This is a genomic window from Tabrizicola sp., from assembly GCF_030373185.1.
Taxonomy (GTDB): domain Bacteria; phylum Pseudomonadota; class Alphaproteobacteria; order Rhodobacterales; family Rhodobacteraceae; genus Tabrizicola.
This window is the reverse complement of record NZ_JAUCZH010000015.1, coordinates 1-11,717: the sequence shown is the minus strand read 5'-3', so window position 1 is coordinate 11,717 and position 11,717 is coordinate 1. Positions and strand designations below refer to the sequence as shown.

Annotated in this window: 11 protein-coding genes and 1 pseudogene; 8 read left to right on the top strand and 4 right to left on the bottom strand. The window is 62.9% G+C overall.

Annotated elements, in window-relative coordinates; all coding sequences use genetic code 11:
- Positions 1–92: 92 nt before the first annotated feature.
- A pseudogene (locus tag QUV21_RS17730) lies at positions 93–281 on the top strand (integrase); the annotation flags it as partial.
- 131 nt (positions 282–412) lie between these two features.
- Here QUV21_RS17730 and QUV21_RS17725 read toward each other — a convergent pair.
- Positions 413–1,417, bottom strand: coding sequence for a substrate-binding domain-containing protein (locus tag QUV21_RS17725; RefSeq protein WP_300856682.1), 1,005 nt, complete (start codon positions 1,415–1,417; stop codon positions 413–415).
- Positions 1,414–2,787, bottom strand: a complete 1,374-nt coding sequence (locus QUV21_RS17720; RefSeq protein WP_300856680.1) for an ROK family protein — start codon at positions 2,785–2,787, stop codon at positions 1,414–1,416. Before QUV21_RS17720 ends, QUV21_RS17725 begins: the two co-directional genes overlap by 4 nt.
- Before the next feature lie 225 nt (positions 2,788–3,012).
- Here QUV21_RS17720 and QUV21_RS17715 point away from each other — a divergent pair, with 225 nt between their 5' ends.
- From QUV21_RS17715 to QUV21_RS17685, 7 genes are all read left to right on the top strand, one after another.
- Positions 3,013–3,834 (top strand): sugar phosphate isomerase/epimerase family protein, encoded by an 822-nt coding sequence (locus QUV21_RS17715; protein WP_300856679.1) that lies wholly within the window; start codon positions 3,013–3,015, stop codon positions 3,832–3,834.
- 54 nt (positions 3,835–3,888) lie between these two features.
- Positions 3,889–5,010, top strand: a complete 1,122-nt coding sequence (locus QUV21_RS17710; RefSeq protein WP_300856678.1) for a substrate-binding domain-containing protein — start codon at positions 3,889–3,891, stop codon at positions 5,008–5,010.
- Between the two features lie 104 nt (positions 5,011–5,114).
- A complete protein-coding gene (locus tag QUV21_RS17705) occupies positions 5,115–6,281 on the top strand; it encodes a Gfo/Idh/MocA family oxidoreductase (RefSeq protein ID WP_300856677.1) in 1,167 nt (388 codons plus the stop codon).
- Entirely contained in the window at positions 6,278–7,867 is a 1,590-nt protein-coding gene (locus QUV21_RS17700; protein WP_300856676.1) for a sugar ABC transporter ATP-binding protein, read from the top strand. Before QUV21_RS17705 ends, QUV21_RS17700 begins: the two co-directional genes overlap by 4 nt.
- A complete protein-coding gene (locus tag QUV21_RS17695) occupies positions 7,860–8,813 on the top strand; it encodes an ABC transporter permease (RefSeq protein ID WP_300856675.1) in 954 nt (317 codons plus the stop codon). Before QUV21_RS17700 ends, QUV21_RS17695 begins: the two co-directional genes overlap by 8 nt.
- Positions 8,814–8,817: 4 nt before the next feature.
- Positions 8,818–9,129, top strand: a complete 312-nt coding sequence (locus tag QUV21_RS17690) for a putative quinol monooxygenase (RefSeq protein ID WP_300856674.1) — start codon at positions 8,818–8,820, stop codon at positions 9,127–9,129.
- Positions 9,130–9,203: 74 nt separating this feature from the next.
- The gene (locus QUV21_RS17685; RefSeq protein ID WP_300856672.1) at positions 9,204–10,328 is read left to right on the top strand and encodes a Gfo/Idh/MocA family oxidoreductase; all 1,125 of its coding nucleotides are present in this window, start codon (positions 9,204–9,206) and stop codon (positions 10,326–10,328) included.
- Positions 10,329–10,942: 614 nt separating this feature from the next.
- Here the strand turns inward: QUV21_RS17685 and QUV21_RS17680 are convergent.
- Positions 10,943–11,260, bottom strand: coding sequence for a type II toxin-antitoxin system RelE/ParE family toxin (locus tag QUV21_RS17680; RefSeq protein WP_300856670.1), 318 nt, complete (start codon positions 11,258–11,260; stop codon positions 10,943–10,945).
- Positions 11,261–11,264: 4 nt separating this feature from the next.
- Positions 11,265–11,519, bottom strand: coding sequence for an addiction module antitoxin (locus tag QUV21_RS17675; RefSeq protein WP_300856668.1), 255 nt, complete (start codon positions 11,517–11,519; stop codon positions 11,265–11,267).
- Between the last annotated feature and the right edge of the window lie 198 nt (positions 11,520–11,717).

Sequence of the window (11,717 nt, the reverse complement as noted above, 5' to 3'; positions counted from 1 at the left end):
GACACCCTAGAAGACGGCCCTGCCGGCCTCAAGCAAGGTTCTTCTGACAGCGCCCTGTGAGGCGTTCATCGCCAGCCAGCGGTCCGAGGGCTGGCCTCGAGGCAAGCGCCCACGGCACGCACTCGATGCGTAGCACGAAGGTGGCTCAGATCCACAAGAAGACCGGCAACCTTCGGGTGGTCCAATTGCTTCTGGGACACACAAAGATGGACAGCACAGTTCGATACCTCGGCGTCGACATCGAGGATGCCTTGACACTCTCCGAAGGGATTGACCTGTAGCAGGCCCTTGTCGGTCGTTGAGTGACGGTACCTTGGCCTCGATGTCGCCAAAAGTGCGGTCTTTCATCGGGGCTGCAGGAGACTATGCAGCTAACCTCATTGACAATGGACGGACCGTTCGACCTTTGCCTTCAGGGCGTTAGGCCAAGCAGGCGCAAAACCTCGCGCGGGGCGGGCTTTCTCCAGATGATCTGAAAGCTCTCAGCCACATTGCTGTGGGCCACAGACACCCCCGGCATGGCGATCCAGGCCGGAACCGTGCGGCCCAAAAGGGCAAGGATCGTCGTGCGCGCTGCGGCAACCCCCTGCTGAAAGGGTTGCTGAGCGGCCACGCTGACGAATTGCCGTCCTGCCGCCAGTGCAATTGCAACATCCTCGCCCAGGTCGACCGTGGCCATTGCAGGCATGCGGCCCGCAGACTGCAGCCGGGTCGCCACCGCATTTGCTGGCGTGTCCCAGACCACGAAGAAGCCCGAGATATCGGGGTGGTCCGCGATCATCCGCAGGGCCAGGTCGGCCGCTTCGTCCATCGCGCCGAACCGCCGGACATAAATGCGCACGTCAGGGCGGTTGGCCTGCATCCAGTTGGTAAAGGCGATCTCGCGTTCGTTGGTGGCGAAAAAATCTGCGGCAAAGCCAAGGACACCCACTGCTGCCCCTTCGACCAGATGCGGGGCAAGGCCGGCGGCGGCCATTTTCCCCAACCCGAAATTGTCCGACGACACCAGCGAGGTATAATGCGAGCCGGGCAAAAGGCCGGTCGGCACGTTTTCCAGTAGCACCAGACGGATTCCTGCCTCCGATACCCTCCGAAACGCCGCGGCAACCTGTTCGTTTGCCACCGGCAGCGCCACGATTGCATCCGGTGCCACAGCGATCAGTCGGTCCAGCTCGGCCACTTGCCGATCCGCTGAGAAGCCACAATCGACCACCTCGGTGACGACCACGCCACAATCGCCGAAGATGCCCAGCATGCCGGAAATCTGCAGCTTGGTCCAATCGCCGTCCAGCGTATGCAGCACGATGGCCACCCGCCTGGTTACCGCCCTCGCGGCGGCGACATCTTCGGGCAGCAGGCTGACCCGTTCGGGCGGTGCTGCGCGTTCGCCATGGGGGCCGAGTCCGGAAATCGTCATCGTGCGATCCTCACCTGCTCAGATGGCGGCACGTGAGCCAATGGCGCCGCCTCGACCTTGTCGGCGCGGGCACGAAAGTCGGCGAAATCGGAGTGCATGGTTGGCTTGCCCTGAAGGATCCAGTCCTTGAGGAAGGCAGGGGCGAACAGCGCCTCGGAAGCCACGCGCGCAGCGCCCACCAGCCCGGCGGAACTGCCCATCTGCGAGCGGATGATTTGCAGATCCCGCGTCACCAGCGGGTGGGACGCGCCGTAAACCGCCTCGCGGATGCCTGCCAGCAGATTGTCGTTGGTCTGGACCAGCGTGCCGGACAGCACGATCATCTCCGGGTTCAGGGCGTTGGCGAGTGTCGCCACCACCTGTCCGATCAGATGCCCCGACTTAGACAGGATCGCCGATGCAGCGGGATCGCCGATCTGCGCCGCCTGCGATACTTCAATCGGGGTGATCTCGGCCCCGCGACGCAAAAGATCAGCCAGAACTGGACTGCGGCCGCTCTCTGCCACCGCGCGCCCTTCGCGCTGGATCATGTCGGAGCCGGCCATCATGTCCAGCGTGCCGGATACCCCGTCCGAGACCACCGGCAGCGCGCCGATCAGTCCCGCCGCACCCTGCGCCCCACGGTAAAGCTGCCCGTCGCAGACGATCCCCGCCCCGATCCGGCGCCCGACCTTTACAAACAGCATCGAGCGCAGGCCGTGCCCAGCGCCTGCGTGCAACTCTCCCATCGTCATGGTTTCGACGCTGGAGCGGATCCAGACCGGCACGCCGAACTGGCGGGTCAGGGTTTCGACCAGCGGGAAATCCTCCCAAGCGGGCAGAACGGGGGGGGTGGCCGTCATGAAGACATCATCGCGCCCGGCAGGCACCGTGCCGGGGACCGAAAGCGAGATGCCCCAGGGCGTGGTTGGAGTTGCTTGACGCTCCAGACACCAGGTGAACAGGGCCGCAAGCCGGCCTGCCAGTTGTGCCGCGGGGGCGGTCAAGTCGGCGGCCTCGTGGTGTTCGGTCAGAAGGTTTCCTGAAAGATCCGAGACGCCCACGCCGATCGCCGTCTGGTCGAGCGTAGCCACCAGTACTAGCCCGCGCCGGGCCGAGAACTTCACAAGGCGCGGCGCGCGCCCGCCGGTGGCGTGGCCGAGTTCACTTTCATCGACAAGGCCCAGGTCCGACAGCAGTTGCAGCCGGTCCGCCACAACAGCCCTGCCCAGCTCGCTCTCCCGCTCCAGCGCCTGCCGCGTGGTGGCGCGTTCGCTGCGGATCAGGTTCAGGATCTCGACCAGCGAGGGGGCTGCCGTCTCGCTGGTGCGCGGACGGCCTTTGCCGCGCGAGCGGCTTGAGTCGGCGTTGGCGGCAGCGGTCGTCGGCAAAAGCGGCTCCTTCGGTCAGTATTAAAAGAGATAATCAGCTGTCTTGTGTCGATCAAGGAAATACTTTTGTTGCTAAACAACAAAAGAAGGCATGCTTTCGCATAAATATAGTTGACCTAGACTTCTTCTGGGCGTAACCACCTCTTTACGGCCCGCGGAGGCCGCGAAGACGATGGCTTCGGCGGGCACTGCCGCGCCGGGCAAACATAAACGGGGGGATTACCAATGGCTGAGTGGAAGCTGGCGTATCACGCCAATTGTTGGGGCGCGCTTGGCGGCAATGCGGTGGGCGTCACCTCGATTACCCAACTCAGCTATCGCACCTTTGGCGAGATGGACCGCGCCTTCGCCGACATCGCGGCGGCGGGCTATGAGGGGGTGGAACTGTTCGACGGCAACCTGCTGGACGCGTCCGCCGCGGAAATGCGGCAGCTTTTGGCGGACAACGGGCTGACGCTTGTGGCCACCTATGCCGGCGGGAATTTCATCTTTGACGACATACTGCCCGAGGAACTGGCCCGGGTGACCCGTGCTGCCGACCGCGCCGCCGAACTTGGCGCGCCACATCTGGTGGTGGGTGGTGGGGCAAAGCGGTTCGACGGTGTCCGCGAGACGGATTACCACAAGCTGGGCGGGGCGCTGGACAGGGTCAAGGCGATTGCCGATGCCCGGGGGTTGCGCGCGCATTACCACCCGCACCTGTCCACCATCGTCGAGGGTCCGGCCGAAGTCGCAAAGATCTTTGACCTGACCGCAATCGATTTCTGCCCGGACACGGCGCATCTGGCTGCCGCCGGGGGTGACCCTGCACAACTGATCCGCGATCACGCGGCGCGCATCTCTTATGTCCATCTCAAGGGATTCCAGAAAGACCCCTTCGCGTTCACCCCGCTGGACCGGGGCGACGTACCGACCGGCCCCATCCTTCAGGCGATGCGGGACGTGGGTTTTGCGGGTTGGGTCTGCAGCGAACTCGACAGCTGGGCCGACCCCGCCGAAGGGGCGCGGATCAGCAAGGATTACTTGAACCGGGCTATGGCGCTCTGACCGCCAGGCCCTTTACCGGGGGTGACCCCATCTCTTCTCTGGGAGGAAGAAATCATGCTGAACAGACGTGCTCTTTTGGGCTCGGCCACCGCCTTTGCGCTGGTCCTGGGCCTGAACGCCCCCGCCATTGCCGATCCCGACACCGCCTTGGCCGCGTTGCAGGAAACCGTCCTGTCCAAGGGTCCGAACGGCGAAGAGCCGACGGCGCCGTCGACGGTTGTCCTCAGCGACGAGGAACTAGCCAAGATCAAGGAAATGGGGGCAACCGCTGCCATCGTCATGCACTACGGCGGCAATGACTGGTCTCGCGCCCAGATCAATGGGCTGCAGACGCAGTTCGCCGTGATGGGGATTGAAGTGATCGCGGTCACCGATGCCGGGTTCAAGCCGGAAAAGCAGGTCAGCGATCTGGAAACCATCATGGCACAGGAGCCCGACATCATCGTGTCGATCCCGACCGACCCCACCGCCACCGCAGCCGCCTACCGCGCTGCAGCAGAGGCCGGGGCAAAGCTGGTGTTCATGGATAACGTGCCCACCGGTTTTGTGGCCGGTCAGGACTTCGTCTCGGTCGTCTCGGCGGACAACTACGGCAATGGCGTCGCCGCAGCACATCTGATGGCCAAGGCGCTTGGGCCAGATGGTGGGGATATCGGTCTTGTGTTCCACGCCGCCGATTTCTTTGTGACCAAGCAGCGCTACGATGCCTTCAAGGTGACGATCACCAGCGATTACCCCAACATCAAGATCGTCGCGGAACAAGGGATCGGTGGGCCGGACTTTTCGGGCGACGCAGAAAAGGCCGCCGGAGCGATGCTGACGTCCAACCCGTCGATCAGTGGCATCTGGGCGGTCTGGGACGTGCCCGCCGAGGGCGTGATTTCCGCTGCGCGGGCTGCGGGGCGAGATGATCTGATCATCACCACCGTGGACCTTGGGGAAAACGTGGCGATCAGCATGGCGCAGGGAGGCTTCATAAAGGGTCTTGGTGCGCAGCGCCCCTATGATGCCGGCGTGGTCGAGGCCAAGCTGGCTGGATATGCCCTGCTGGGCAAGGAGGCCCCGGCTTTCGTGGCCCTGCCCGCCCTGCCGGTCAGCCAGGACAACCTGCTGGAAGCCTGGACACAAGTCTACTCGACCGAAGCGACCGACAACATCAAGTCGATGATGCAGTGATCCTTGCAGCGCGGGGATCATCCCCGCGCGCAATCAGAGCCTTCGGCCCGGCAGATTGCTCGCTGGCCTGTCCGAAGGCTCTCCCCCAGCCATGGAGACCGAAAATGACCAAAGTGATGAATGTCGCCATGATCGGCGGCGGGTTCATGGGCAAGGCGCATGCCATGGCCTATGCATCGATGCCGATGTTCTTCTGGCCCGCTCCGGCCATTCCGCACCGCAAGGTTGTGGTCGACATCACCGACGGGGCCGCCGAAGAGGCCCGCCGCCGTTTCGGTTTTGACGAGGCCAGCAGCGATTGGCGGGCAGTTGTGAACCGCCCGGATATCGACGTTGTGGATATATGCACGCCCAACAACGTCCATGCTGAAATCGCCATCGCGGCGGCAAGGGCGGGCAAACACATCATCTGCGAAAAACCCCTTGCGCGCACTGTGGAAGAGGCCCGAGCCATGACAGAGGCCGCCAAGGCCGCAGGCATCATCCATATGGTAGCCTTCAACTACCGCCGCACGCCCGCCGTGGCGCTGGCGAAGAAATTCATCGACGAAGGCCGCATCGGCCGTATCCTGAACTTTCGGGGCACCTATCTGCAGGACTGGTCGGCTGATGAGAATGGCCCGCTGTCGTGGCGGTTCCAGAAGAAGATCGCCGGGTCTGGCACGGTGGGCGATATCGGCACACATGTCGTCGATCTCGCGCATTACCTTGTCGGCCCCATCGCCGAGGTGATCGCGATGACCCATACCTATGTGAAAACCCGGCCGATCCAGCAGGGCGGCATCGACAAGCTGGGGGCGTCAGAGAAATCCGCAGATGTCGAGCGCGCGCCGGTGGATGTGGATGACGAGGTAATCTCGATGCTGCGCTTCGCCGGCGGTGCTGTCGGGAGCCTTGAAGCCACACGCAACGCGTGGGGTCGCAACAACTTCATCACGCTGGAAATCCACGGCACCAAAGGGTCGATCCACTTCAACTACGAACGCCGTGACGAGTTGCAGGTAATGTTCGCCGATGATCCGGCTGATGCCCGCGGGTTCCGCACGATCTATACCGGTCCGGCGCATCCCTACGGCGGCGGCCTGTGGCCAATCCCGGGCCTTGGCATCGGCTATTCAGAGACGAAGATCGTGGAATGCTTCGATTTCTTCAGCGCCATCGCCTCGGGTAAGCAGCCCAGCCCCAACTTTGAGGACGGACTGCTGACCGAACTGGTGGCAGATGCGATGCTGCGGTCGGGCGAAACCGGCAAGTGGGAAACGGTCGGATGACCGCCCCGGCCCCGATAACCCATGCCTCTGTTCCCGCCGTTCGCATGACGGGGATTTCCAAATCCTTCGGCGGCGTACGCGCGCTGGACAATGTCGATCTGGAGGTTATGCCGGGCGAGGTCCATGCCCTTCTGGGTGGAAACGGGGCAGGGAAATCGACCATTCTCAAGGTGCTGAACGGGGTGCATGTTCCGGACGAAGGCACGGTCGAGGTGGCAGGCCAAAAGCTTGCCGCCGCCACCCCGGAAGCGGCGCGTGCCGCTGGCGTGGCGATGAACTTCCAGGAAATGTCGCTGATCCCGACCCTTACTGTGGCACAGAACGTGTTTTTGACGCGCGAAGCCCGCGATGCGCGCGGCCTGATCGACGACGAAGACTCCATCCACCGCGCCGAGGCGATCTTCAAGATGCTGGAGGTCGAGGTGAATCCGCGCGCTCTGGTCGGTGATCTGGGGGCCGGGCAAAAGCAATTGACCGAAATTGCCAAGGCCATCAGCCAGGACGCCCGTGTGTTGATCCTGGACGAACCCTCTACCGCGCTGGCGGTTTCAGATGTGGAGCGGCTCTTCGTCTTTCTGCGCAGGCTAAAGGCGCAGGGCGTGGCGATCATCTATGTCAGCCACCGGATGGACGAAATTGCCCGTATCGCCGACCGCGCCACGATCCTGCGCGATGGGCGGCATGTGATCACCGCGCCGATGGCAGAGCTGCCGATCGATACGATGATTGAACATATCGTTGGCAAACGATCAAAGGGGCTGGCCGATGTGGTGCGCGGCGATGCAACCCGGGGCGAGGCGCTACTGGAGCTGAAAGCCGTCACTGGGCCGCACAAACCCGACGACGTGAGCTTTACCTTGCACCGGGGCGAAGTGCTGGGGCTGGCGGGCCTTCTGGGCTCGGGCCGCTCGGCGCTTGCAAGGGTGATTGCGGGGATCGAGCCTGCGGTGAAAGGCGAAATCCGCATCAAGGGCCGCCCGGTGCAGATCCGCCGCCCGGCGGATGCGATTTCCGAAGGTGTTGCGCTCGTGCCTGAAGCCCGCGCCACGCAAGGCATCATCCCCTCCCACAGCGTTGCTGAGAATATGGTCATGGCCGTTCTGGGCCGGATCACCAAAGGTGGCCTCGTGGACCGCACCCGCGCTCGCGATATAACCGACCAGATGATCCAGCGCCTGTCGGTCAAGACGGCCAGTCGGGATCATGCAGTCTCAACACTATCAGGCGGCAATCAGCAGAAGGTGGTGATCGGCAAATGGCTGGCCACCGAGCCCGACATCCTGATCCTTGATGAGCCCACAGCAGGAATCGACATCGGATCGAAGTCCGAAATCATCCGTCTGGTGCGAGACCTGGCGCTGGCGGGCAAGGGGGTCCTGGTGATCTCGTCCGAACTTTCAGAATTGCTGACCGCCTGCGACCGGATTCTGGTGATGGCCGATGGTCGTGCGCATCAGATGCTGGACCGTGCCGCCCTTGACGATCCGGCCGAGACCAACCCCGAACATGCCCTGCAAGCCGCCGAGCGCCGCCTGCAGATTGAAATCCAGAAAGCCCTGACCGCAAAGGAGGCCACCCATGGCTAACACAGCTTCAGCCCCCGCCAGGGCACTGTTCGCCAACTGGCGGCAGAACATCATCTACATTGGCTTTGTCGCGATCTTCCTGATCTTCGCGCTGACGCTAAGCGACAAGGGGTTCCTGAACCCAAACAACCTGCTGAACATCGTGCGGCAGACGGCGATGATCGCGGTTATGGCCATCGCCATGACCTTCGTGCTGTCGGCCGGTGAGATCGACCTGTCGGTGGGCGCGGTGGCCGGATTGACGACTGTTACCGTGGCCATGGCCATCTCGGTTGCGGGCCCCTTTGGTGGTGTCTGCGCCGGCCTTGCCACCGGCCTTGCGGTCGGGATGTTCAACGGCTGGCTCACGACCCGCATCGGCATCCCGTCGTTTCTGACCACGCTTGCGATGATGGGCATTGCCAAGGGCGTGGCGATGTGGATTTCCGACACCGCCGCCGTGCCGATCCTGTCGCCCGGCTATTCCTGGCTGTTCGGCGGCGGGTCCATCGGGCCGATCCCGGTGTTGCTGCTCTGGATCGCCGTGCTGGGGGGCGTGGGGCATATCGTGCTGCGCCGGTCGGGCTTTGGCCGCCGGGTTCTGGCCACAGGTGGCGGCGAGACCGCCGCGCGCTATTCCGGCATCGACACCGCGAACATCAAGATGAAGGTGCTGGTCCTGTCATCTTGCGCGGCAGCGCTTGCGGGGATGCTTTATGCTGGGCGCCTGCAGTCGGGCCGTTTCCAGCTTGGCGAGGGGGATGAGCTTTCGGTTATCGCTGCAGCAGTTCTCGGTGGCACCAGCCTGTTTGGCGGAAAGGGCACCGTGATCGGCACCATCGTAGGTGCCATGATGATCGGATTGATCAACAACGGGCTGATCCTGTTCGGTCTGGAGTTCAGTCAGCAACTGATCGCCCGGGGCGGGATCATCATCCTTGCCGTCGCCCTTAGCCAGAAGCGGTGAAGCCATGGCGCATGTAACCATCATCGGCACTGTCACCGCCAGGCCCGAAACCCGCGACGAACTACTGGCGTTGCTGACGGCCCAAGTGGCCCCGACGCGGGACGAACCGGGGTGCATCAACTACGACTTCCACGTCGATGCGGCCGACCCATGCTGTTTCGTGTTCTATGAAAACTGGCGCACGCAAGGTGATCTGGATGCGCATCTGGCCAAGCCCCACCTTGCGCCGCTGTTTTCTCAGCTGGACCGGTTGCTGGCCCAGCCGGTCGATATCCGGCATCTGACGATGCTTTCGGAACCGGCTGGTCAGAGGTGACTGCACATGCTGCCCGTCGTGACGAGTGCGCAGTCTGACTCTGTGATGAAACCTTGCATGGAACGGGTCACGACATGCGCCTGAAACTTGGCATGGTGGGCGGGGGCAAGGGTGCCTTCATCGGTGGCGTGCATCGCATTGCGGCCCGTCTGGACGGCCATTGGGATCTGGTCGCAGGGGCGTTTTCCTCTGACCCCGAACGGGCAGCGCAGTCGGCGGTAGACTTGGGGATCGCGGCAGAGCGCAGCTATGACAGCTTTGCTGCGATGGCAAAGGCCGAGGCGGCGCGGCCCGACGGCATCGATGCTGTGGCGATTGTGACGCCCAATCACCTGCACGCCCCGGTGGCCACGGCCTTTCTGCGCGCGGGGATTCCCGTGATCTGCGACAAGCCGCTGGCTTCAACCGTCGAAGACGCCGAGGCGCTGGTGCGTCTGGTGACCGAGACCGGTCTGCCTTTCATCCTGACACAGACCTACACCGGCTATCCGATGGTCCGCGAGGCGCGCGCGCTGGTTGCCGCGGACCGCATCGGGCGCGTGCGCCATGTGCAGGTGGAGTATCTGCAGGACTGGCTGGCTGAACCGGTAGAGCGCGGGGGTCAGAAGCAGGCCGCGTGGCGCACCGACCCGGCACAATCCGGTGTGGGCGGATGCATCGCCGATATCGGCACCCATGCCTTCAACCTGGCAACCTTCGTGACCGGTCTAGTGCCGCATGCATTACTTGCCGATCTGACAGCCTTTGGTTCTGGCCGGGTACTTGATGACAATGCGGCGGTGCTGCTCCGGTTCGAGGGCGGGGCCAAGGGCATGATCTGGGCAAGCCAGGTGGCACCAGGCGCGAAGAACGGCCTGCGGCTCCGCGTGGTGGGCGAGGCCGGCGGCCTGCTGTGGGATCAGAAGCACCCCGACGAGCTGGAGCTTACGCCCATCGGCCAACCAACCCGGATCCTGCGGCGTGGAGGTGAAGGTGTGGAAACACCATATCGTCTGCCGGCTGGGCACCCGGAAGGCTATCTCGAGGCCTTTGGCACGCTTTACGCAGAGGCCGCGGGAATTGTTCGCAGGTTTCGTGAAAAAGCGGATTCAGATGGGAAGATGGTGGTGCCGACGGTCTCGGACGGGCTGGCCGGCATGCACTTCATAGCTGCCGGCGTTAAGTCGCACGAAGGGGGCGCAGTTTGGATCAGGCTCTGAGGACCAAGATTGACGACAGGACGATGGACTTCCTGCGGAACCAAACAATGGATTTGCAGAAGGAGAGACTGGGCCGAAGTTCTGCACTTGCACGGCCTCTTTCCAGCCGAGAGAGGAGGGCTCGATGCTTGCGGACGAAAGGCTGCTTCCCGGCGATCCTTGAGCAGTGAAAGCACTTGGCGAACGTCCGCTGTCCGCCCTCACCCGCCGTTCAAACTGAACCTCCAAGGCGAGCCGCGAAGGTTCGACAACAGTCCCAAGACGTGCGGGCGCCACTCCGATCCAACCCCAATCCAGTGTTCCTGAAAGCTGTTCCTTTGCAATGCCTTACAACCTGAACACCAAAACAGCGCAGGCAACAGGTCTGGAGAATATGGGCCCTGAGAGAACGTTTCCGGACCTCCCTGCACGGACGCCAGTGCTCAGCCCCACCCGCATAACCCCCGAAAACAACGGAAAAATCCTGCTGCTGCCGGATCGGGAGAACTCTTTCGTGGGGGCAAGTGGCGGAGGGAGTGACTCAGGCGCCTAACTCTCTCCCGTGCGGGTGTCCGCCCCAGCGTGTTGGGTGCGAAACCCTGCGCAAATCTGACGGACTTTAGAAAACCAGCTTGTTAGCCCGAACCAAAGTCATCCCGAAAGCGGTCGATTTTGTGCATGCGTTCATGCAGGATGGTCACGATCCCGATGTCGCCATTCGAGAGATGACGCCAATAGACGAAATGGCGCTCATAGCGAAAGAAGAACCCTTCGACGCCGAACTCGGCCGGGATGGGCTTTGATACGACCCCGTGAGCTGCAATCCTCTCGAAGGCCGCGAACAGGCCCGTGATGTATGTCTCGGCTTGCTCGTCACCCCACCTGTCGCGGGTGTAGCGGTAAATGTCGTCGAGGCGATGGGACGCCCCTTCCTGAATGCGAATGGCAGACACCGAGTCAGCCCCGGTTCCGCGCGATCACTTCTGCCGCCGTCAGCGGCTTGTACGTCTCCTCCGGAGCAGCGAAGGCATGGGTCAACTCGGCCTTCAGCCGGTTGAACGCCTCGGCCTCAACCCGTTCCTTGTCACGCCGGATCAAGTCGCGGATGTACTCGCTGACGTTTTCATAGGACCCCTCATCACCGACGTTGGCCGAGACAAAGTCGCTCAAGGCTCCACCGATGCGGACGGTCATTGTGGTCGTTCGGGACATGGCGCCGCACCTCTCATCTCGCGTGTATTCAATATAACCAAAAAAGAACACAAAACAAGCTGTCATACCCCTTGCCGACCCCGTCAATCGTCTGGATCTTCGACAACGTGGCGGCCCGAAAGCGCCAGCAACACGTACAGCACGGTGGTGTCAGACGAATGCGAACCAGTCTCTGTTTGCCCAAGCCCTCCGCACGTC